This is a genomic window from Dryocola sharpae (genome assembly GCF_051307055.1).
Taxonomy (GTDB): Bacteria; Pseudomonadota; Gammaproteobacteria; order Enterobacterales; family Enterobacteriaceae; genus Dryocola.
Window position 1 is genome coordinate 2,249,360 of sequence record NZ_CP149994.1, and the last position, 22,225, is coordinate 2,271,584.

At 55.1% G+C, this 22,225-nt stretch carries 23 protein-coding genes; 13 read left to right on the forward strand and 10 right to left on the reverse strand.

The features are described 5' to 3' along the window. Positions 1 to 31: 31 nt before the first annotated feature. Positions 32 to 499, forward strand: a complete 468-nt coding sequence (slyB, locus tag WLO31_RS10860) for an outer membrane lipoprotein SlyB (RefSeq protein ID WP_435926617.1) — start codon at positions 32 to 34, stop codon at positions 497 to 499. A 51-nt stretch (positions 500 to 550) separates the two neighbouring features. Here the strand turns inward: slyB and slyA are convergent, their stop codons facing one another. Further along, positions 551 to 991, reverse strand: a complete 441-nt coding sequence (gene slyA, locus WLO31_RS10865; protein WP_435926618.1) for a transcriptional regulator SlyA — start codon at positions 989 to 991, stop codon at positions 551 to 553. Between the two features lie 171 nt (positions 992 to 1,162). Between slyA and WLO31_RS10870 the strand changes: the two genes are divergently transcribed. The 3 genes from WLO31_RS10870 to WLO31_RS10880 are packed head-to-tail and all read left to right on the forward strand — an operon-like array spanning position 1,163 to position 4,290. Beyond that, positions 1,163 to 1,399, forward strand: a complete 237-nt coding sequence (locus tag WLO31_RS10870; RefSeq protein WP_435926619.1) for a DUF1656 domain-containing protein — start codon at positions 1,163 to 1,165, stop codon at positions 1,397 to 1,399. A 4-nt stretch (positions 1,400 to 1,403) separates the two neighbouring features. After that, positions 1,404 to 2,261, forward strand: coding sequence for an efflux RND transporter periplasmic adaptor subunit (locus WLO31_RS10875; RefSeq protein ID WP_435926620.1), 858 nt, complete (start codon positions 1,404 to 1,406; stop codon positions 2,259 to 2,261). 7 nt (positions 2,262 to 2,268) lie between these two features. Further along, positions 2,269 to 4,290 (forward strand): FUSC family protein, encoded by a 2,022-nt coding sequence (locus WLO31_RS10880; protein WP_435926621.1) that lies wholly within the window; start codon positions 2,269 to 2,271, stop codon positions 4,288 to 4,290. Between the two features lies 1 nt (position 4,291). On the opposite strand, the gene sodC is transcribed toward WLO31_RS10880, so the two are convergent. The 3 genes from sodC to WLO31_RS10895 all read right to left on the reverse strand — a co-directional run bounded on the left by sodC (position 4,292) and on the right by WLO31_RS10895 (position 6,088). Continuing rightward, positions 4,292 to 4,813, reverse strand: coding sequence for a superoxide dismutase [Cu-Zn] SodC (gene sodC / locus WLO31_RS10885; RefSeq protein ID WP_435926622.1), 522 nt, complete (start codon positions 4,811 to 4,813; stop codon positions 4,292 to 4,294). A gap of 81 nt (positions 4,814 to 4,894) precedes the next feature. Further along, positions 4,895 to 5,791 (reverse strand): aldo/keto reductase, encoded by an 897-nt coding sequence (locus WLO31_RS10890; protein WP_435926623.1) that lies wholly within the window; start codon positions 5,789 to 5,791, stop codon positions 4,895 to 4,897. A gap of 57 nt (positions 5,792 to 5,848) precedes the next feature. Further along, complete coding sequence (locus WLO31_RS10895) at positions 5,849 to 6,088, reverse strand: DUF1289 domain-containing protein (protein ID WP_435926624.1); 240 nt, start codon at positions 6,086 to 6,088, stop codon at positions 5,849 to 5,851. A gap of 184 nt (positions 6,089 to 6,272) precedes the next feature. On the opposite strand from WLO31_RS10895, the gene eptA reads away from it, so the two are divergent. From eptA to rnt, 5 genes are all read left to right on the forward strand, one after another. Then, positions 6,273 to 7,901 (forward strand): phosphoethanolamine transferase EptA, encoded by a 1,629-nt coding sequence (gene eptA / locus WLO31_RS10900; RefSeq protein ID WP_435926625.1) that lies wholly within the window; start codon positions 6,273 to 6,275, stop codon positions 7,899 to 7,901. A 72-nt stretch (positions 7,902 to 7,973) separates the two neighbouring features. Next, positions 7,974 to 8,573: a TetR/AcrR family transcriptional regulator gene (locus WLO31_RS10905; RefSeq protein WP_435926626.1), complete on the forward strand. Its 600-nt coding sequence runs from the start codon at positions 7,974 to 7,976 to the stop codon at positions 8,571 to 8,573. Between the two features lie 100 nt (positions 8,574 to 8,673). Then, positions 8,674 to 9,771, forward strand: coding sequence for an alkene reductase (locus WLO31_RS10910; RefSeq protein WP_435926627.1), 1,098 nt, complete (start codon positions 8,674 to 8,676; stop codon positions 9,769 to 9,771). A 96-nt stretch (positions 9,772 to 9,867) separates the two neighbouring features. Beyond that, positions 9,868 to 10,275, forward strand: a complete 408-nt coding sequence (gene gloA, locus WLO31_RS10915; protein ID WP_435926628.1) for a lactoylglutathione lyase — start codon at positions 9,868 to 9,870, stop codon at positions 10,273 to 10,275. A 107-nt stretch (positions 10,276 to 10,382) separates the two neighbouring features. After that, a complete protein-coding gene (gene rnt, locus WLO31_RS10920) occupies positions 10,383 to 11,033 on the forward strand; it encodes a ribonuclease T (protein WP_435926629.1) in 651 nt (216 codons plus the stop codon). 37 nt (positions 11,034 to 11,070) lie between these two features. Here the strand turns inward: rnt and WLO31_RS10925 are convergent, their stop codons facing one another. The 4 genes from WLO31_RS10925 to WLO31_RS10940 all read right to left on the reverse strand — a co-directional run bounded on the left by WLO31_RS10925 (position 11,071) and on the right by WLO31_RS10940 (position 15,802). After that, positions 11,071 to 11,973, reverse strand: a complete 903-nt coding sequence (locus WLO31_RS10925; RefSeq protein WP_435926630.1) for an EamA family transporter — start codon at positions 11,971 to 11,973, stop codon at positions 11,071 to 11,073. A 102-nt stretch (positions 11,974 to 12,075) separates the two neighbouring features. Then, positions 12,076 to 13,611, reverse strand: coding sequence for a methyl-accepting chemotaxis protein (locus WLO31_RS10930; protein ID WP_435926632.1), 1,536 nt, complete (start codon positions 13,609 to 13,611; stop codon positions 12,076 to 12,078). 321 nt (positions 13,612 to 13,932) lie between these two features. Beyond that, positions 13,933 to 15,327, reverse strand: a complete 1,395-nt coding sequence (gene pheP / locus WLO31_RS10935; protein ID WP_435926633.1) for a phenylalanine transporter — start codon at positions 15,325 to 15,327, stop codon at positions 13,933 to 13,935. Between the two features lie 130 nt (positions 15,328 to 15,457). After that, on the reverse strand, positions 15,458 to 15,802 hold the full coding sequence (locus tag WLO31_RS10940) for a Grx4 family monothiol glutaredoxin (RefSeq protein WP_435926634.1): 345 nt from the start codon (positions 15,800 to 15,802) through the stop codon (positions 15,458 to 15,460). Between the two features lie 362 nt (positions 15,803 to 16,164). Between WLO31_RS10940 and WLO31_RS10945 the strand changes: the two genes are divergently transcribed. Then, positions 16,165 to 16,983: a C40 family peptidase gene (locus tag WLO31_RS10945; protein ID WP_435926635.1), complete on the forward strand. Its 819-nt coding sequence runs from the start codon at positions 16,165 to 16,167 to the stop codon at positions 16,981 to 16,983. A 52-nt stretch (positions 16,984 to 17,035) separates the two neighbouring features. Here WLO31_RS10945 and WLO31_RS10950 read toward each other — a convergent pair whose 3' ends face one another. After that, positions 17,036 to 17,125: a YnhF family membrane protein gene (locus tag WLO31_RS10950; protein WP_435926636.1), complete on the reverse strand. Its 90-nt coding sequence runs from the start codon at positions 17,123 to 17,125 to the stop codon at positions 17,036 to 17,038. Positions 17,126 to 17,433: 308 nt separating this feature from the next. Here WLO31_RS10950 and purR point away from each other — a divergent pair, with 308 nt between their 5' ends. Beyond that, the gene (gene purR / locus WLO31_RS10955; RefSeq protein WP_435926637.1) at positions 17,434 to 18,459 is read left to right on the forward strand and encodes an HTH-type transcriptional repressor PurR; all 1,026 of its coding nucleotides are present in this window, start codon (positions 17,434 to 17,436) and stop codon (positions 18,457 to 18,459) included. On the opposite strand, the gene punR is transcribed toward purR, so the two are convergent. After that, the gene (gene punR, locus WLO31_RS10960; RefSeq protein WP_435926638.1) at positions 18,456 to 19,394 is read right to left on the reverse strand and encodes a DNA-binding transcriptional activator PunR; all 939 of its coding nucleotides are present in this window, start codon (positions 19,392 to 19,394) and stop codon (positions 18,456 to 18,458) included. The two genes, purR and punR, sit on opposite strands and share 4 nt — an antisense overlap. A 114-nt stretch (positions 19,395 to 19,508) precedes the next feature. Here punR and punC point away from each other — a divergent pair, with 114 nt between their 5' ends. Together punC and cfa are read left to right on the forward strand one after the other, a co-directional pair. After that, positions 19,509 to 20,708 carry a purine nucleoside transporter PunC gene (gene punC / locus WLO31_RS10965; RefSeq protein ID WP_435926639.1) on the forward strand — a complete coding sequence of 400 codons (1,200 nt, stop codon included), beginning with the start codon at positions 19,509 to 19,511 and terminating at the stop codon, positions 20,706 to 20,708. Positions 20,709 to 21,002: 294 nt separating this feature from the next. Continuing rightward, the gene (cfa, locus tag WLO31_RS10970; RefSeq protein WP_435926640.1) at positions 21,003 to 22,151 is read left to right on the forward strand and encodes a cyclopropane fatty acyl phospholipid synthase; all 1,149 of its coding nucleotides are present in this window, start codon (positions 21,003 to 21,005) and stop codon (positions 22,149 to 22,151) included. The last annotated feature ends 74 nt before the right edge of the window (positions 22,152 to 22,225 follow it).

Below are 22,225 nucleotides of genomic sequence, written 5' to 3' on the forward strand. Positions count from 1 at the left end.
GGGCGTTTCCGGATGAACAGGAGATTCATAAATGATTTCACGCGTATTGATTGTTTCGCTGGTTGGCTTATCGCTGGTGGGTTGTGTCAACGACAGTTCACTTTCTGGCGATGTCTATAAAGCTTCTGATGCAAAACAGGTACAGAGCGTAACTTACGGCACCGTAGTCAACGTTCGTCCGGTGCAGATTCAGGGAGGCGATGACTCCAACGTGATTGGCGCCATCGGTGGTGCGGTGTTGGGCGGCTTCCTGGGTAATACCGTAGGCGGCGGTACAGGCCGTTCACTGGCAACAGCGGCGGGTGCCGTTGCGGGCGGCGTTGCAGGCCAGGGCGTGCAGGGTGCGGTAAACAAAAGCCAGGGCGTTGAGCTTGAAATCCGTAAGGATGACGGTAACAGCATCATGGTGGTGCAGAAACAGGGCAGCAGCCGATTCTCAGCGGGCCAGCGCGTAGCGATTGCCGGCAGCGGTAACCAGTTGACCGTTTCCCCACGTTAAGCACGTTTTTATAAAAAGGCCTGCTGGATAAGCAGGCCTTTTTTATTTGGCTTAGTCGCGCGTCTGGAGATCGATAATATTCTGCTCAAGGCGGCTGATAAGGTTAACTAACAGGCTGAGCTCCTCCGCGCTGATGCCGGATAAAATTTCCCCACGCGTTTTATCGATCACGTTTTCCATCTCGGTAATGATCGGCGTGGCGCGTTCGGTAAGCCCGATCCGTTTTGCCCGGCGGTCGTTTGCGCAGGTCTGCCGGGATATTAACCCCTTCTCTTCAAGCTGATCGAGCGTTCTGACCAGTGAAGGTTGCTCGATGCCAATCGCTTTGGCCAACTGAATCTGTGACTGTTCGGGCGGCAGCTGATGAATATTATGCAGCGTTACCCAGTGTGTCTGCGTCAATCCCAGAGGTTTCAGGCGATGGTCAATCAGAGCACGCCAGATACGTACCAGGCGGGCCAGATCTGATCCTAATGGCGTTTCCAATTTCATCTCCTTATAATTAGCTTGCTAACTTATTATACTGATTTTAGACTATTGTGCAGGCATTATTTCTAAAAACAAATCCCTTACTTTTGCTGATGTTATGCCACCAGCTACACTTTCATCTATCGAAATCAGGGGAAGCGACAATCATCCCCGCAGTTTAAAGGATTATCCGACGTGAGCTTCACATTTAGCGCATCAGGCCAGGGCGTCCAGGATTTGATAGTAGGCGCATCCATTTACTTTCCCCCTCTGTTTAAAGCGGTAATGCTGGGCTTTTTTATCTGGCTCGTTTTACATCGCCTTTTACGCGACTGGATCTATTCGGGCGAGATATGGCATCCCACGCTGATGGATCTCTCGCTTTTTGCCCTCTCGGTGAGCGCAGCTCTCTTCTTTCTGGTTACATGGTAACAAGATGAATTTTAAAAGCTTAAAGTATTTTTCTACCCTGCTGGTGTTCGCCGTGGCGCTGGTTGTTGGCTGGCTACTGTGGAATTATTACATGCAATCTCCCTGGACGCGAGACGGCAAGGTCCGCGCCGAGCAGGTCAGCATCACGCCGCAGGTTTCCGGGACCATTACCAGGCTCAACGTGGTCGACAACCAGTTCGTCAACGCGGGCACCGTTCTGTTCACCATTGACGCCACGCCGTACCATATTGCCGAGCTGAACGCCCGGGCCCAGCTCGCTCAGGCGCAGTCAGAGCTTTCAAAGGCCAGCAACGAAGCCGGTCGTCGCCATAATCTGCCGCACAACTATATTTCCGCGGAGGATATGGATACCGCGGATATCAACGTCAAGGCGGCGCAGGCAGCGGTAAAAGCCGCGCAGGCAACGCTTGAGCAGGCGCAGTGGCAAATTAGCCAGGCTACGGTTAAAGCGCCGGTGGACGGCTGGATAACTAACCTGTCAACCCGTACCGGCGACTACGCCACAACAGGCCAGCCCGTATTTGCCCTTGTGGACAGCCACTCTTTCTACGTGGTCGGCTATTTCGAAGAGACTAAGCTACGGCATATTCAGCCCGGCAACCCGGCAAATATTATTCTTTATAGCGGGCATCAGCCGCTGTCCGGAAAAGTGGAAAGCATCGGCCGCGCCATATACGACCAGAGCATCGAGAGCGAAAGCGACCTCGTGCCGGATATAAAGCCTAACGTGCCCTGGGTGCGTCTGGCCCAGCGCGTACCGGTACGTATCAAGCTTGATGCTGTTCCATCGGGCGTGACGCTGGTTTCCGGCACCACCTGCACCGTAACTATTTCACACTGAGCGGGCCATGAAACTTAGCTGGCTTGAATGGCGCAATACGCCGTGGGGAAAGGCAACCGGCGGACAGTGGCGCTATGCGCTGCGGAACGCTATTGCGATGTGCCTGGCGTTAACTATCGCCTACGGCCTGAATTTAGATGAGCCCTACTGGGCAATGACCTCCGCTGCCGTGGTCAGTTTCCCGACCGTCGGCGGCGTTGTCAGCAAAAGCCTGGGGCGCATTGCGGGCAGCTTTACTGGTGCAACGGCGGCGCTTATTATCGCCGGCAACACGTTAAACGATCCCTGGCTGTTCATCCTGGCAATGGCGGCCTGGCTTGCGCTGTGCACCTGGCTTTCCAGCCATTTCCAGAATAACGCCGCCTACGCCTTTATGCTGGCGGGCTATACCGCAGCCATCATCGCCTTTCCCATGATCAATACCGTGGAATCCACCGAGCTGTGGGCTATCGCCCAGGCGCGCGTTTGCGAAGTGGTGGTCGGGATACTGTGCGGCGGCTTTATGATGATGGTGCTGCCCAGCACCTCCGATGGCACCGCGCTGCTGACAGCGCTGAAAAATATGCACGTCCGGCTGCTGGAGCATGCCAGCCTGCTGTGGAAGCCGGAAACCACGGATGCGATTCGCACCGCCCATGAAGGGGTAATCAGCCAGATTCTGACGATGAATCTGCTGCGCATTCAGGCATTCTGGAGCCACTACCGCTTCCGCCGCCAGAATAATTTGCTCAATTACCTTCTTCATCAGCAGCTGCGTCTGACCAGCGTTATTTCGGGCCTGCGCCGTATGTTGTTAAACTGGCCCGATCCGCCGGAACAACTCTGGCCGCTGCTTGAAACGCTGCTGAAAGCGCTGGCACGCCCTGATGCGCACAAATATGATATTGCGCGCCTTCTGCAGCGGCTTGCGCCAACCGATCGGAACGATTACCGTCACCAGGCTTTCTGGCACCGCCTGCGCTATTTCTGCTGGCTGTACCTCGACAGCAGCCGCTGGCTGCGGGAGCTGGAAAACGCCACGCCTGTTTCCGCGATCGCGCCGCCCAAAACGCCCTCTCTGGCCCGCCATACCGATAACGCCGAAGCCGCGTGGAGCGCATTGCGCACCTTCTGCGTGATTACGGTAACCGGCGCATGGGGCGTCAGCACCCAGTGGGAATCGGCAGGCGGCGCCCTTTCGCTGGCGGCCATCAGCTGCGTGCTTTACTCCTCGGTGGCCTCGCCGCTTGGCTCTCTGACGCTGCTGATGCGCACTCTGCTTTGGCTGTCGATGTTCAGCCTGCTGGTCAAATTCGGCCTGATGGTGCAGATTACGGATCTGTGGCAGTTCCTGCTCTTCTTATTTCCTTTACTCGCTACCATGCAGCTGATGAAGCTACAGCAGCCGAAGCTTGCCGGACTGTGGGGACAGCTGATTGTGTTTATGGGCTCGTTTATTGCCGTCACCAATCCGCCAGTTTATGACTTTGCAGCGTTTCTGAACGATAACCTCGCGAAAGTCATCGGCGTGGCTTTATCGTGGGTCGCCTTTTCCGTTCTGCGCCCAAGCTCCGACACGCGCAAAAGCCGCCGTCATATTCGCTCGCTTCGGCGCGGTTTTGTCGACCAGCTAAGCAGCAGGCCGCTGCGCAACGAAAATCAGTTTGAATCGCTGGTTTACCATCACATTAGCCAGCTGAGCAACAGTAAGGATGAGGCGGCGCGGAGATGGCTGTTACGCTGGGGCGTGGTGCTGCTGAACTGTTCGCACGTGGTGTGGCAGCTACGCAGCTGGCAATCGCGTTCGGACCCGCTCTCAAACGTGCGGGATGTTTGCATCCATACGCTACGGGACGTAATGAGCGAGCGAGGCGTGCAGCAGCGCCCGCTTGGCGAAGCACTGCGTGAATTACAAAGAATATGCGACAGCCTGTCCCATCATCATCACCCGGCGGCACGCGATCTGGCCGGGATCGTCTGGCGACTTTACTGCTCGCTATCGCAACTGGAGCAGGCGCCGCCTGCCGGTACGCTGACGGGCGGCGGCTAATTTATTTGATCACGCCACATGCGTAGCGCACCCCCCCGCCGCCGAGCGGTTTGGGGTGATCGGACATATTATCGCCGCCAACGTGGATCATCAGCGCTTTGCCCTTCACCTCATCAAGCTTTTTCAGACGCGGCGCCGTGACGGGATCTGTGGCTTTACCGTCGTTATTCACCACTAAAACGGGTAAATCCCCAATGTGCCCTGCGCCTTCCGGCCCCAGATGTTTACCGGTATGTTGTGGATCGAGGTGCCCGCCAGCCGCTTCTGCGGCAGAAGGTTTGCCCTCTTTTAATGCCGGCTCACAGCTGCCGTTGGCGTGAACATGAAAGCCGTGTTCACCTGGCGGGAGCGTACGCAGGTCGGGAACGAATTCCAGGCCTTTGTCAGTTTCGTTGATGGTGACCTCGCCAACGGAGTCGCCAGTACCCTGCGGCGTGACGAGGTTCATTTCTACTTTTTCGCTTGCCGCCTGCGCCGCGGCGCAGGTGAGCATTGTTAACAGAGCCAGACTAAAACGCTTCATATTACCTCCCGGGCTATCTTTTCGTCTGTTAAGCATAGGCCACAAGCGCAGTTTTCACCGGGAGGCGAGCGTTCTTCAGGATCAAGGCACGTCGTAGCCCAGCGCCGCTTTACGGATGCGGAACCACTGCTGACGGCTCATATCCAGAGAAAGGGCGTGAACAGCTGAACGCACGCGTTCAATTTTGCCGGAGCCGATAATCGGCAGCGGCTGCGATGGCAGACGCATCACCCACGCGTACACCACCTGTTCGATAGTTTGCGCGCCGATTTCCTCCGCCACGGCCTGCAGTTCGTCACGCAGCGGCTGGAAAGCTTCATCGTTAAACAGGCTGCCGCCGCCCAGGCAGGACCAGGCCATCGGGCGAATGCGCAGCTGCTGGCACTGATCCAGGGTACCGTCCAGAATCGCAGGCTGGTGCACGGGCGAAATCTCGACCTGGTTTGTTGCCAGCGTAAACGGCAGGCGCGACTGCAACAGCGCAAACTGCGCAGGCGTAAAGTTGGAGACGCCAAAGTGACGCACTTTTCCGCTCTGGTGCAGCGCGGTGAAGGCTTCGGCCACTTCGTCAGCGTCCATCAGCGGGTCCGGGCGATGGATTAACAGCAGGTCCAGATAATCCGTCGCCAGTTTTTGCAGCGAGGATTCAGCGCTGGTAATGATGTGGCTGCGATCGGTAATGTAGTGGCCCAGGGCGTGATCCGGGTTCGCCGTGGTGGCAATACCGCATTTCGTCACGATCTCCATTTTCTGGCGCAAATGCGGCACCAGGCGCATCGCGTCGCCGAAAGCCGCTTCGCACTGGTAACCGCCATAAATATCTGCGTGATCGGCGGTGGTGATCCCAAGGCCAACATGCTCTTCAATAAAGCTGGCGAGCTGGCGTGGCGACATATTCCACTCCATTAAACGCCAGTATCCCATCACCAGACGTGAAAATTCCGGACCCTGCGGGGAAATCGTAATGCGCTGTACCATAAAAGCATGACCTCAATGATGAATAAATTCTGCGAGGAGTATAACGAGGTTAAGCGATTAAAAAAGTGAGGGTTGCTGCGGTTCTTCGGGCTCGTCGTGGCTGTTTGCTCGTAACTTGCGCAAAAAGCGCTGGCGACAAAGACGTAACACGTCCTGTTTTTGTGCATCGCTCATTTTCTGCCAGTTAAATCTTTCGTCCCGGCTGCGCATACAGCCGCGGCAATAACCGCGCTCATCCGACTGGCAGATCCCACGACAAGGGCTCTGGACAGGAAAAAACTCAAGCTGCTCTGGCACTCACATCCCCCGTTAACGACCATCCTACAATTGAAGCCCGACAATCGCAGGCTTGCAAGCCGCCAGGAAAGATAATTGCAGCGCTGTGCGCGCGCAGAAATCTTTGCGCCGCCTGCCGGGTTAAGGTTCCCCTAATCTTCGTGCCTTAAGCTGTGCGCAATTTCCCGAAACATTAATAACGGCTATGGCAATCATTAAAAAGTTACAGTGTAACGATACGGGTTTTAACCTATGCTGCGCATTTTTCTTCACGCTTATCAACGCGCTGTTTATTCATCGCAGCTGGCAAATTATCGCTCCCCACTCTTTGCACAGCTGGTTGTTTGCAACCTCCGTGCCCGTCGTGCTTTTCTGCGCCTGGTTGACTATCTTCAGCGCGATCAACATCCCGTGGCTGCGCAAACCCATGCTGGTGCTGCTTGTCCTGGGCTGCGCGGCAAGCAACTATTTTATGTATACCTATGGCGCCGTCATCGACAAGAGCATGATGGCGAACGTATTTGAAACGGACTCGCAGGAAGCCACGGCGCTCATTACGCCGCAGATGCTGATGTGGTTATCCCTGGCCGGTATAATACCCGCGCTTGTTCTGGCGACGATAAAAATTAAACCGGCGCGCTGGTGGCATCTGTTTCTGACGCGTCTGGTAGGCGTTCTGGCCGGGCTGCTGGTGATTATTCTGGTTGCCTCTGTCTTTTATAAGGATTACGCCTCGCTGTTTCGCAACAACAAAGGCGTGGTGAAAATGGTGACGCCAGCCAACTATATCAGCGCCATTAGCCGTTACAGCAAGGAACGCTGGTTTGCGGGTAATCAGACGCTGATTCGCCTTGGCGAAGATGCCCGAAAAGGCCCGCTCATCAGCCGGCAGCAAAAGAAAACGCTCGTGGTGCTGGTGGTAGGAGAAGCCTCCCGCGCGGAAAACTATTCCCTTGGCGGTTACGCTCGCGAAACGAATCCTGAAATGAAAAAACAAGGCGTGATTTACTTCCCGAACGCCTCCTCCTGCGGCACTGAAACCGCCGTCTCTGTGCCCTGCATGTTCTCAGGAATGCCCAGGAAACAGTACGACGCCGATCTCGCTCACCATCAGGAAGGGCTGCTGGACGTGATGGCGCATGCCGGGATAAACCTTCTGTGGCGCGATAACGACGGCGGCTGTAAAGGCGCATGCAGCCGCATTCCGCATACCGATATGACGCAGTGGCAGCTGACGAGCCTGTGCAAGAACAAATCCTGCATTGATGATGCGTTGCTGTACCGTCTGGATAACGTGCTGGACGGCGTGCAGCAGGATTCGGTGATTGTACTGCACCTGATGGGCAGCCATGGCCCTGCCTATTATCAACGTTACCCGGACAAATTCCGGCATTTTACGCCCACCTGCGACAGCAACCAGATCCAGGATTGCGACCGCCAGTCGCTGATCAATACCTATGACAATACGCTCCTGTATACCGACGATGTGGTTAGCCGCACCATCGATATGCTGAAAACGCATGCGGATAAATTCAATACCGCCCTGGTTTATCTTTCGGATCACGGCGAGTCGCTCGGCGAAAGCGGCATTTATCTGCACGGCACGCCTTATATGCTGGCGCCAACCCAGCAGACGCATATTCCTTTCCTGTTCTGGTTGTCGAAGGATTATCAGCAAAATTACACCATCGAACCGGGCTGCCTGGCGAAGAAAGCCGCCAGCAACGCCGTATCCCAGGATAATATTTTCTCCACCCTGCTGGGGATGATGGATATTAAAAGCTCGGTATATCAGCCGCATATGGATATCCTTACCGGCTGCCGCAAACCATGATGAACAGGCGAACGATGGAAATCTTTCGCCTGCGCCTTGCGCCAGACCGACTGGTCTATTACAGTGATCGCCATGAACAGAAACCCTGCCCATGATACTCGCGAACATCTCCTTGCCACCGGCGAGCGGCTTTGCCTGCAGCGCGGCTTTACCGGCATGGGATTAAGCGAACTGTTGCGCACCGCCGAAGTGCCGAAAGGCTCCTTCTATCACTACTTCCGCTCGAAAGAGGCCTTTGGCGTGGTGATGCTGGAGCGCTATTACGAAAGCTATAACCAGCGGCTGCAGCAGCATTTCTGTCAGGGCTGCGGCAACTATCGTGAAAAGCTGTTGAACTGGTATCAGGAAGCGCTGACGTATTTCTGCCAGCACAGCCGTCTGATTAGCTGCCTGACGGTAAAGCTGTCGGCGGAGGTCTGCGATCTCTCCGAAGATATGCGTGGCGCGCTGGATAAAGGCGCGGCGCAGATAATCAGTCAGCTGGCAGCCGCGCTGGAAAAAGGCCAGGCGGAAAAAAGCCTGCTTATTGACGGCGACACGCTGAGCCTTGCGCAAACCATTTATGCCCTGTGGCTGGGCGCCAGCCTGCAGGCGAAGATATCTCGTAGCGCCGCGCCGCTGGAAAGCGCGCTTATCTACGTAAACCGTTTAATCGCGCAGCCTCTTTCCTGATGGCGCGAAAAAACTAATGTTTAACAGCGCCGGGCTTTAACAACGGCCTGGCTTTTTATTTAACCTCTTACTAGACGACCGGTCTACTCAAGGATACGCCATGTCAGCAGATAAATTATTTACGCCGCTTAAAGTGGGCGCCATTACCACGCCAAATCGTGTCTTTATGGCTCCGCTGACGCGCCTGCGCAGCATCGTGCCGGGGGATATCCCTACGCCATTGATGGGTGAATACTACCGCCAGCGCGCAAGCGCCGGACTTATCATCAGCGAAGCGACCCAGATTTCCGCCCAGGCCAAAGGCTATGAAGGCGCACCGGGTCTGCACAGCCCTGAACAAATCGAAGCCTGGAAAAAAATCACCGCGGGCGTACATGCTGAAAACGGGCGCATCGCCGTGCAGCTCTGGCACACCGGCCGTATCTCCCACGCCAGCATTCAGCCGGATGGCCAGGCGCCTGTAGCGCCATCCGCGATTTCTGCCGGCACCCGCACCTCGCTGCGTGACGAAAATGGCAACGCGATCCGCGTCGATACTTCTATGCCCCGCGCGCTGGAGCTGGAAGAGATCCCGGGCATCGTGAACGATTTCCGTCAGGCCGTGGGCAACGCCCGCGACGCCGGTTTTGACCTTGTTGAGCTGCACTCCGCGCACGGCTACCTGCTACACCAGTTTCTTTCTCCCTCTTCTAACCACCGTACCGACCAGTATGGCGGCAGCCGCGAAAACCGCGCCCGTCTGGTGCTGGAAGTGGTGGATGCCGTCAGCAAAGAATGGAGCGCCGATCGCATCGGGATCCGCGTCTCGCCGGTCGGCACTTTCCAGAACGTCGATAACGGTCCTGATGAAGAAGCCGACGCGCTTTACCTGATTGAGGAGTTAAGCAAGCGCGGCATCGCGTATCTGCACATGTCCGAGCCTGACTGGGCCGGCGGCGAACCTTATAGCGAAGCGTTCCGCCAGAAAGTGCGCGAGCGTTTCAGCGGCGTAATCATCGGAGCTGGCGCATATACGCCTGAAAAAGCGGAAGATTTGATCGTCAAAGGGTTAATCGACGCGGTAGCCTTTGGCCGTGACTACATCGCGAACCCGGATCTGGTTGAACGCCTGCATCGCAGCGCCGAACTTAACCCGCAGCGTCCTGAATCATTCTACGGCGGCGGCGCGGAAGGGTACACCGACTACCCAACTTTATAGCTCCCTCCATTGATAGCGGCGCGCAATCGCCGCTATACTTATCCCTCATTCTGACAACACTTCCTGCCGTTAAAGGTTTAATTCCAAGAGGATTTTATGCGCTTACTTCACACCATGCTGCGTGTTGGCGATCTGCAACGCTCCATCGAATTTTACACTAACGTACTGGGCATGACCCTGCTGCGTACCAGTGAAAACCCCGAATACAAATACTCCCTGGCGTTCGTCGGCTACGGTCCGGAAACTGAAGAAGCGGTTATTGAGCTGACTTACAACTGGGGTGTCGACAGCTACGAGCTGGGCAATGCCTATGGACATATCGCCCTGGGCGTGGATAACGCAGCCGAAGCCTGCGAACGCATTCGCAATAACGGCGGCAACGTAACCCGCGAAGCCGGTCCGGTAAAAGGCGGCAGCACCGTTATTGCTTTCGTTGAAGATCCGGACGGTTACAAAATCGAGCTGATCGAAAGCAAAGACGCGGGCAAAGGGCTGGGCAACTAAGCCAGACCATGAAAATGTCTGTAGCGGGCGTGCTTTGCGCCCGTTAGCTTCCCTTCCTGAAATTTGCCATAATGCGCGCTGCATTTTCCCCGTATTAAGAGATTCTGATGTCTGACAACACGCAATTGCCTGGCCTGTGCGACCGTTTTCGCGGTTTTTATCCGGTAGTCATCGACGTTGAAACCGCTGGTTTTAACGCTAAAACCGACGCGTTACTGGAAGTTGCCGCCATCACGCTAAAGATGGATGCTGACGGCTGGTTAACGCCTGATGAAACGCTGCAGTTCCATATCGAACCTTTTGCAGGCGCGGTGCTCGAACCGGAAGCGCTGGCCTTCAACGGTATTGACCCGCACAACCCATTGCGTGGCGCCGTCAGCGAGTACGAAGCTCTGCACGCCATTTTTAAAATGGTGCGCAAAGGCATTAAAGAGAGCGGATGTAACCGGGCGATTATGGTGGCGCACAACGCCACGTTCGATCACAGCTTTATGATGGCCGCCGCCGAGCGCACATCGTTAAAACGCAATCCGTTCCATCCCTTTGTGACCTTCGATACGGCGGCGCTTAGCGGCCTGGCATTAGGTCAGACCGTGCTGGCGAAAGCCTGTATTGCAGCGGGCATTCCTTTTGACAGCAGCCAGGCGCATTCCGCGCTGTACGATACCGGGCAAACCGCCCTGCTGTTCTGTGAAATCGTCAACCGCTGGAAGCGCCTGGGCGGCTGGCCGCTGCCGCCGATCGAAGCAGAAGCATAAGCCTTTGCTTACAGGGTGGCGCTGACCACCCTGTAAATCAGTTTGCGTGAAGTTGCCCACGCGAATCGAATGAAATCAGGATCACCGAAGAGAGAATAAGCAGCGTACCGAGCCAGTCCGGCAGGGTAAAGGTGATGCCCAGCAGCAAAAGCGATAACAGGGCGCTGCTCAGCGGTTCCGCACAGCTCAGAATACTGGCTTTAGGCCCGCCAATCATCTGCGCGCCGGTCAGATAGAGGCTAAAGGTCATTGCCGTTCCCACCACTACAAGATAGAAAAAGGCGAATAGCGTCCCGCCGCTGGCGCTAAAACTGCCGACCTGGCTTGTATAAAAGGGCACTAACATCGCGCCGCCCAGCAGCATGCTCCAGCCGACGATCGGCAGCGTGCCGTAGCGGGCAATTAACGTCGACGGATAGGTAGTGTAAAAGGCGGCGGCAAAGGCTGAAGCAATCCCCCAGCACAGCGCGCCCGTCGAAAGGGTGACAGAGGTGGGATCGCCATGCGTTACCAGCAAAAAGGTGCCCGCCAGCGAGGTAGCCACGGCGGCAAAAACCAGTCTCCCGGAACGTTTTTTCCTCATCAGGGCAAACCAGACAACAATGATCGTGGGCGAAAGAAACTGCAAAATCGTCGCCGTGGCCGCGTTAGATTTTTCAATGGTAAGCAGAAAGGTGAGCTGCACGGTTAACGCGCCGAATAACGTGAATGCCAGCAGCGAGATGACGTCCTGACGCTGTTTAAATACCCCAAAGATGTTATCGCCATGCATAAAAGAAAGGATCAGCAGGATTAAGCCGGAAAACAGCAGGCGCAGCATGGTGAGCGATGCAGAAGAAATATGGCTTTGTTCCATGATGTACTGCGCGCAGACGCCCGAACTGCCCCATAATACCGCCGCAAACAGCACATACCACATCCCTTTCCGACTGACGCTCATTTCCTCTGCCCCTTAATAATAAAATTTCAGGGCGGCATGATAGCGTAAATCCGGCCGGATTAGCTGCCGGACATAACAACGCGTTACGTCCGGTAGAGCCAGTTAACTGCCGTAGACGTTAATAGCGCTGCTTAGCCGTATTGAACGTTGATTGAGGTTATCCACCACCGTTCCGGCATTGACGACCATATCGGCATTGTTTTGCGTCATGGTGCCGATACGCTCAACGGAGCCGTTAATAAGCGCCAGCGCGCTGGTCTGCTCACGGGTTGCATCGCCGATCTCGCGAATAAGCGCGGTCATACGCACGATTTCCACCGCCATCTCGCTGATATGCTTCTCGGCTTTTTTTACCATGCCAACGCCCGTGCCGACGCTCGCCACGTTATTGTCGATGAGATCTTTTATCTCCTTCGCCGCCGATGCGGAATGCTGCGCCAGGCTGCGAACTTCCGCCGCCACTACCGCAAAGCCTCGTCCCGAAACGCCCGCTCGCGCCGCTTCAACCGCCGCGTTAAGCGCCAGGATATTGGTCTGGAAGGCAATCCGATCGATAACGCTGATTATCTCGACGATATGCTGACTCGCCTGCGCCATAGCTTCCATCATGATCAGCGTTTTTCTCATCATCTCCTCGCCTTCAACCGCCCTGGCGCTCGTCTGCACGGCCATTTGCGTGGTTCTTGCTGACGTAACGGCGGTCTGCTCAACCGCGCCGGCGATCTTTTCGATGGCGGCCGCAGTTTGCTGCAGGTGCGCGTAGGTTTCATCGGTGCGCTCGCTCATGGCTTTGCTGCTGGTGGTCAGCCGTTGGCTAATCTCGCTGATGCCGCTGACCTGCGTGCTAACGTCATCCACCAGCGACCGCAGGTTGAGGCCCGACTGGTTTACCAGGCGCATCATCAGGCCGATATCATCCACCCGATTCAAATGCAGCAGATCCGCTTTCTGGCCGGAGACAATCTTCTGCATCTGACGCACGATGGTTTTCATCGGCTTCGCTACCTGCTGCTGCAACAGCGCATTCAGGCAAATAAACAACCCAACCGCTATCGAAGCCTGCGCAACCGGGCCCAGGCCTGAAAACGGCAGCGCAATCATAGTTAAGGTTGGGATCAGCATTGCCCCGGCCAGCCGCTTTGCCAGCGAAAGCTTCTGGAATATCGAAAGAACGCTCTTCCAGCCGCGGCGCAGAACCAGACCTTTATAAAAGCGCAGATGCCCGGCGCGCTTTTCCCGCACCGCTTTGTACAGTTCCTCGCAGGCCTGCACCTCTTCTCTGCCCGGCACGGTACGCACGGAGATATAGCCCGTTAGTTTGCCGTCGTGATACACGGGCGTGGCGTTCGCGCGCACCCAGTAATGATCGCCATTTTTACAACGATTTTTTACCATCCCCGTCCAGCTGTCGCCCTGACGTAAGGTAGACCACATATCGGCAAAGGCTTCAGCAGGCATATCCGGATGGCGGATAAGATTATGCGGTTTGCCAATTAACTCTTGTTCGGTAAATCCCGATGCGTTAATAAAAGCGGAGTTAGCATAGGTAATATGGCTGTCTGTATCGGTGGTCGACATTAAAGCCTCTCCCTCTTCAAGGAGCTGCTCATACCCGGAGACCGGGTTATTTACTCTCATAAGGATCCCGTATGGTAAAAGAAGGAAATAAAGCCATAATAAGCGGCAAATAAAAAGATTGATTGTTTTAGCCAGGCCAGCCGTGGCCGCGCACGGCGATATATTCTTCTAATTCCAGCCGATTGAAAAGCGTTATTTATTTAGCAAAGAAGCGGTTGTGAAATTGTCACAAGCTCAAAGATTTTTTGTAAAATAACTGTAATAAGAAATTAAGCGTTAACGGCAATATATTTAGTTAACCTGCTTTAAAAAAATATTTTATTGCGGTTTTATTTCACTTCCCGCCCACAATAAGCGCGGGAAGCGATGGCGATGAAAATACTATATCGTTTTGCGGCGCAGTAATTTGAATGCGCAAAACAGGAAGGCAATCCACACGGGTAATAGCATTGCCGAAAGGCGCATGTCGTCAATGCTGCACATGAGCGCCAGAATCATCAGCATAAAGGCGATGCACAGATAGTTGGCAAACGGATAGAGCAGCGCTTTAAATTGGGTGTCGCGCGCCTCACGCCGCATGGCCGCGCGAAATTTCAGGTGCGCCAGCGAAATCATGATCCAGTTCAGCAGCAGGGTTGCCACTACCAGCGCCATCAGCAGGCCGAAGGCTTCATGCGGCAATAAATAGTTGAGCACCACCACCAGGGAGGTGATCGCCCCTGACAGGATCAGAGAATTGACCGGCACTCCGCCGCGGTTGACTCTGGCAAGGAAAGCGGGAGCGTTGCGCTGCCGGGAAAGTCCAAACAGCATGCGGCTGTTGGAATAGACGCCGCTGTTATAGACCGACAGAGAAGCAACCAGAATAACGAAGTTAAGCGCCGAGGCGACAACGTTGCTGTTCAGCTCGTGGAAAATCATCACAAAGGGGCTGCTGCTGGCGTTGATATCCAGCCAGGGATAGAGCGACAGCAGGACAATCAGCGAGCCGATATAGAACAGCAGAATGCGGTACACAACCTGGTTGATGGCTTTGGGGATCGTTGTCCGCGGCGAGCTGGCCTCTGCCGCGGTGATACCAATAAGCTCAAGGCCGCCAAAGGAGAACATGATCACCGCCAGCGATAAAATAAGCCCGTGCCAGCCGGTGGCCAGAAAGCCGCCGTGCTGCCAGAGGTTATCAATAGCGGCGCGCTCGCCGCCGCTGCCAGAAACCAGCAGCCAGACGCCAAAGCCAATCATCCCGACGATCGCCAGCACTTTAACCAGCGCAAACCAGAATTCCATTTCACCGTAGAGGCGCACATTGACAAGATTCACGGCGTTAATAATGACGAAGAACAGCGCCACCCAGCTCCAGCCGGGAATATCCGGAAACCAGTACTGCATATAAATACCGGCGGCGGTAAGTTCCGCCATGCCCACCAGCACAAACATCACCCAGTAATTCCAGCCCGACAGAAAACCGGCGAACGGCCCCCAGTATTTATAGGCAAAGTGGGCGAATGAACCGGATACCGGCTCCTCCACCACCATCTCGCCAAGCTGGCGCATAATCAGAAAGGCGATAACCCCGGCGATGCCGTAGCCCAGCAATACCGCGGGCCCCGCCATCTGAATCGCCGGACCGATTCCCAGAAACAAACCGGTGCCAATCGCGCCGCCCAGGGCGATGAGTTGAATGTGGCGGTTTTGCAACCCCCGTTTTAGCGCCTGTTCATTGTCCGGCGCGGCCTCCGGGCTTTGTGTCCCGGCCGCAGTTGACGTGTTATTCACGCCCTTCTCCTGTGTCTTTATTTCGAGGGGGCACCTTTTAACATTTGCAGGCAGGAGTAGCAACCAGCGGAAAACAGACATAAAAAAACCAGCCCCTTTTGAAGGCTGGTTTTCAGTTAATTCGCGAGGCTTATTCAGCGTCAGGCGTTTCTGACTTGTATTTCTCGGCGGTTTCTTTGATCAGCGTCTGCAACTCGCCGCGCTGGTACATCTCGATGATGATGTCGCAGCCGCCAACCAGTTCGCCATCAACCCACAGCTGCGGGAAGGTTGGCCAGTTTGCATATTTTGGCATTTCAGCGCGGATATCCGGATTCTGCAGGATATCCACATAGGCAAAACGCTCGCCGCATGCGGACAGCGCCTGTACCGCCTGGGCTGAGAAACCGCAGCTTGGCAGTTTCGGGGAGCCTTTCATATAGAGAAGGATCGGGTTCTCTGAGATCTGGCGTTGGATTTTTTCGATTGTGCTCATTGTCTTGCTTCCTCAAACCTTTTTACGGCAGTAGCCTGCCATTGTAGCGAGTTGCACCCCCGGCAGAAAACACCAATTTTTGCAGGGTTATTCCCCCGCCGCGTGAAGGGCGCTAAAGATGCTTTAAGAATAACACTTTCATAGTATCGCTAATTCGTAAAATACCCCAATCTCGATCAATAAATCGCCTTACAGGCCGATAGCTGGTCAATTTTTTTGCGCCCGCTAACGAAACCTTAGCTCCGCAAGAAAAAGGCTATTAACTTTATTGCGTTTTATAGATTAGAATCGGCTGGTTTCAAAAAATCACACGCGGGCATGATGTACTTCATCGTGCTTTCATTTTATCAGGGGATTGTCGAGTGGCGCGGATAACAAAAATTTCTATCACGCTCTGTGCTCTGCTTTTTACCTTGCCTTATATTCCTTTGACGCAGGCTTCCGGGCAGGCGCATCCCGTTGCCACGCTTAAAACCCAGGCGGCGAAAGGCCCGACAAAAAGCACAGCAAAAACCAGCAAGAGTAAAGAAAAGACCAGTTCCATCTCTACAAAGCGGTCCAGCAAGAAAACAGCGGCGCCGGTTAAAAAGAAAACAACGCCAGCCGTTAAAAGTAAAACCCTCGCCAAAAACGCCAGCAAAAAATCTTCCCTGAAAGCCAGCCCGGCTACTGCGGTTCAGCATTGCACTAAAGCCCGTAAAGGACACAAAGCGAAATGCGTATCGGTGAAAGCGGACAAAAAGCTGACCATCGCCCAGGCGCACAAAATGCGCGTGCAAAAAGCGCAGAAGACGGCGATGAATAAGCTTATGGGGCAGATTGGCAAGCCGTATCGCTGGGGCGGCGCTTCACCGCGTACCGGCTTTGACTGCAGCGGCCTGGTTTATTATGCGTATAAAGACCTGGTTAAGTTCCGCATCCCACGCACGGCGAATGAGATGTATCATCTGCGTGATGCTGCTTCTGTCGATCGCGGCGAACTGGAAAACGGCGATCTGGTATTCTTTCGCACCCGCGGGCGCGGTGCCGCTGACCACGTCGGCGTTTACATAGGCAACGGCAAGTTTATTCAGTCGCCCCGCAGCGGCCGCGATATCCAGATTACCTCACTGAGCGAGGATTACTGGCAGCGTCATTATGTGGGTGCCAGGCGCGTGATGACGCCGAAGACCATTCGTTAACGCTTTTCTGGCAGCATAAAAGATAAAGGGGCCGCAATTGCGGCCCCTTTAATTAATGCATTACTGCTGTTAAAGCGCCTGCAACAATCAGGCTCAGAACAATAATCGTCGTGACAACGGAAAATTTCAGATCGGTACTCATCGGCAACCTCCTTTTATTACGCTATAAACATTACCCTACAAAGAGTATGTGCGGATGATTTTCCCACAATCGGCAGCAAAAATCCTGTCAGATTTATGATGATATTGGTTTTCCCTCTTCCACTTTGCTAAAAGATAAGCCAAAATCCCTCGCTAATTTACTGCGTGCTATCAATTCAACGCCCTCCTCCCGTTTTATGTCGCCTTCCCGACATGCAGCAGCCCGAATGGCGCCCCAGGAGTTAGGGAACGCAAACGTTTAACAGACTAATTATCAGGAGCTTACGTTATGGCCTGGAGTGACATCTAATGGCAACAATTAAGGACGTGGCGAAGCGCGCAAACGTTTCCACCACAACCGTGTCACATGTTATTAACAAAACCCGCTTTGTGGCAGAAGAAACCCGAAACGCGGTCTGGGCGGCAATCAAAGAATTACACTACTCGCCGAGCGCCGTCGCGCGCAGCCTGAAAGTTAATCACACCAAAACGATTGGCCTGCTTGCCACCTCCAGCGAAGCGCCCTATTTCGCCGAAATTATCGAAGCGGTGGAAAATAGCTGCTTTGAAAAGGGCTATACCCTTATTCTGGCCAACGCGCACAATAACTTTGAAAAGCAGCGGGCCTATCTGTCGATGATGGCGCAAAAACGCGTCGACGGGCTGCTGGTAATGTGTTCGGAATACCCGGACACCTTGCTGACCATGCTGGAAGAGTATCGCCATATTCCGATGGTGGTGATGGACTGGGGCGAAGCACGAGCGGACTTCACCGATTCAGTCATAGACAATGCGTTCCGCGGCGGCTACCTCGCCGGGCGCTATCTGATTGAACGCGGGCATCGCGAGATCGGCGCAATTCCCGGACAGATGGAGCGCAACACCGGCGGCGGCCGCCACGCAGGCTTTATGAAAGCGCTGGAAGAAGCGAACATCACCATCGCGGAAAACTGGATTGTGCAGGGTGATTTCGAGCCGGAATCCGGCTACCGCGCCATGCAGCAGATCCTGAACCAGCCGCAACGCCCTACCGCGGTCTTCTGCGGCGGCGATATCATGGCGATGGGCGCGATTTGCGCAGCGGATGAGATGGGCCTGCGGGTGCCGCAGGATATCTCTGTTATCGGCTATGACAACGTGCGCAACGCCCGCTACTTTACGCCGGCGCTGACCACAATCCACCAGCCGAAAGATTCGCTGGGTGAAACCGCGTTTAGCATGCTGCTTGACCGCATCGTCAATAAGCGTGAAGAGTCGCAGACCATTGAAGTGCATCCGCGCCTGATTGAACGCCGCTCAGTCGCAGACGGTCCGTTCCGCGACTACCGCCGCTAATGGTTATCCTGGGCCTGATGCTTGTTTTCAGGCTCTCTTAACCACTCCTGGTTCATCGTCTCGCTATCTCCCAGATACGCCAGCAGCCAGCTTAACGCCGGCGAGGCATCGTTTTGACGCCACGTCAGGCAGCAGGCCGCATCCGGGAACGGGTTTTCCAGCGTCAGCTCGTGCCAGGCGCCGCTTTCAAGCCAGGGTTTGGCGATGTGCGAGGGCACCATCCCAATCCCCAGCCCCGCGCTCAGGCAGTCCGAGGCTGACTGCCAGTCCGGCACCACCACGCGATGCTGGTTATCCAGCAGCCAGGTAATGCGCTTAGGCAGCGAGCGGGAAGTATCTTCCAGCACCAGCGAAGGCCAGGCGCGCAGTTCATCGTCGCTGAGCGCCCCATCACGTTGCGCCAGCGGGTGCGCTGCGGCAACAACACAGCGCCAGCTCAGCACGCCCATATCGCGAAACGCATAACGCCCCCCGACAGGAATGGCCTGCGTGGCCCCGATCGCCACCTCCACTCTTCCGTCCGCCAGCGCATCCCAGACGCCATTAAACACTTCCTGAAAAATACGCAGTTCGATATCCGGGAAATGACGATAGAAGTCCAGCACCAGCTGCCGGGTTCGCTCGGGCTTAACGATGTTATCGACGGCGATCGCCAGATGCCCGCGCCAGCCGTTGGCGATCTGCTGGCAGCGTTGCCGTGTCGTCATCATTTTTTTGATAACAGAACGGCCTTCTTTTAAAAAGTAGGCCCCGGCTGGCGTTAGCTCTACGTCTCTGTGGCGGCGTTCAAACAGCGGAACCGCCAGCCAGTCTTCCAGCTGCCGCACCGTATAGCTGATGGCTGAGGGAACCCGGTGCAGCTCCTGAGCCGCGCCGCTGAAGCTGCCGTTGCGCGCCACCGCGTCTATCACTTCCAGCGAATATTCGGACCACATATATCTGCCTGCAAAAATTTTGAATGCAATCTCCAAATATTAGCGTTTCACAAGCCACTTTGCACTCCGTACACTCTCGCCGCTGTAAACCTGCAAATAATTCAAGAGATAACTATGCAACCATCAAAAGGATTTCTTATCTGGCTGGCCGGCCTGAGCGTGCTGGGCTTTCTCGCCACCGATATGTATTTGCCTGCCTTCGCTGCTATCCAGCAGGATTTAAACACCGAGGCCTCCGCCGTCAGCGCAAGCCTTAGCCTGTTCCTCGCCGGTTTCGCCTTTGCACAGCTGATGTGGGGGCCGATGTCCGATCGTTTCGGACGTAAACCGGTCCTGTTAGCTGGATTAAGTATTTTCGCGGTCAGCTGCATCGGTATGCTGTGGGTTGAAAACGCGACGGCGCTGCTTGCGCTGCGCTTTATTCAGGCGGTGGGCGTCTGTTCTGCGGCGGTAAGCTGGCAGGCTCTGGTTACGGATTACTATCCGGCCAGCCGGGCAAACCGAATTTTTGCCACTATTATGCCGCTGGTAGGGCTTTCCCCGGCGCTGGCTCCGCTGCTGGGTAGCTGGATCCTCACCCATTTCGACTGGCAGGCTATTTTCGTCACGCTTTTCGTCATCACCCTGATTCTGATGGTGCCGACGCTGCGCCTGAAACCGCGCACCCAGCACCACCCGCAAACTGAAGATAACCGGGTAAGCTTCCTGTCTTTGCTGCGCTCCCGCGTCTATAGCGGCAACGTGCTGATTTACGCTGCCTGCTCGGCAAGCTTCTTCGCCTGGCTTACCGGTTCGCCGTTTATCCTTAATGACATGGGCTACAGCCCGTCCGCCATTGGCCTGAGCTATATGCCACAAACCATTGCCTTTTTGATTGGCGGCTACGGCTGCCGCAGTGCGCTGCAAAAATGGCAGGGTAAACAGATGCTGCCCTGGCTGCTGGCGCTCTACACGCTAAGCATTTTCGGCACCTGGGCGGTAGCGGTCAGCGGGCATGCAAACCTGACGCTGCTGCTTATCCCGTTTTGCCTGATGGCGATGGCGAACGGCGCAATTTATCCGATTGTGGTTGCCGCGGCGCTGCTGCCCTTCCCGCAGGCAACCGGCAAAGCCGCGGCGCTGCAAAACACGCTGCAGCTTGGCCTGTGCTTCTGCGCAAGCCTGCTGGTTTCATGGCTTGTCGCCACGCCGTTGCTCACCACCACCAGCGTGATGTTAGCCACCGTGGTACTGGCGATGCTGGGATATCTGCTCCAGCGCCGCAGCGCCCGGGAATGGCAAACGACGCAAACCCCTTCCTCGACGGTTCAGTAACCCGGGCGATAATGTAAAAAAAACGTAATTAGCTTGCTAACGATAAAGCGTTGAATCATCTGATTCACAGGCATATACTCAACGGCGGCTCGATTATTATCACTATAATGAATGTGTTATCGGGAGCCTTTGCGCTCCCGTTTTTGTCTGGATGGTCATTTTTGCGGGCGTCGGCCCTTTCCTCTGTTCTGCGTCGGATATCAGGCATGCGGATTTTTCCGCATGATTTCTCACATACCTTCAAATAGCGTCTACGCTGTTTTAAGGTTCTGGTCACTCTGTGATGGAGAAGCTATGAGTTCATCGTGTATAGAAGAAGTCAGCATACGAGATAATGAATGGTATCGTATCGCGAACGAAATGCTTACCCGGGCGGGGATCACCGTTAACGGCCCTCACCCTTTTGATATTCAGGTCAAGCACCCGGATTTTTTTAAGCGCGTTCTGCAGGAAGGCTCGCTCGGTCTTGGCGAGAGCTTTATGGACGGCTGGTGGGACTGTGAACGTCTGGATATCTTTTTCAACAACGTTATTCGCGCCGGGCTGGAAAAGCAGCTCCCGCACCATTTAAAAGACACACTCCGTATCGCCGCCGCCCGGCTCGTTAATCTGCAAAGTAAAAAACGCGCCTGGATAGTCGGCAAAGAGCATTACGATCTCGGTAACGACCTGTTCAGCCGTATGCTTGACGAACACATGCAGTATTCCTGCGGCTACTGGAAAGACGCAACCACCCTTAGCGAAGCGCAGAACGCAAAACTTAAAATGATCTGCGATAAGCTGCATATGGAGCCGGGCATGACCCTGCTTGATATCGGCTGCGGCTGGGGCGGGCTTGCCGCCTATGCCGCGCGGAATTATGGCGTATCCGTACACGGCGTCACTATCTCTGCCGAGCAGCAGAAAATGGCGCAGGACCGCTGCACCGGGCTTGACGTCACCATTCTGCTGCAGGATTACCGCGATTTAGAGATGCAGTTTGACCGCATCGTTTCGGTGGGCATGTTCGAACACGTCGGCCCGAAAAATTACGCCACCTATTTTGACGTGGCCGACCGCAACCTGAAACCCGACGGTATTTTCCTTCTGCACACCATCGGCTCGAATAAAACCGACAATAACGTCGATCCGTGGATAGATAAATATATCTTCCCCAACGGCTGCCTGCCCTCCATTCGGCAGATTGCCGACGCCAGTGAAAACCATTTTGTGATGGAAGACTGGCACAATTTCGGCGCCGATTACGACAAAACGCTGATGGCCTGGCACGAACGTTTCCTCGCGTGCTGGCCGGAGATTGCCGACAACTACTCCGAGCGTTTCAAACGCATGTTCAGTTATTATCTCAACGCCTGTGCCGGCGCGTTCCGCGCTCGCGATATTCAGCTCTGGCAGGTGGTCTTTAGCCGCGGCGTTGAAAACGGCCTGCGCGTTCCCCGCTAACCCTGTTATCTCGGTTCCGGCCGGGATAACCATGTCCCTTTCCTGTCGCGCCCGCTTAACAAAAAGTGATCTTC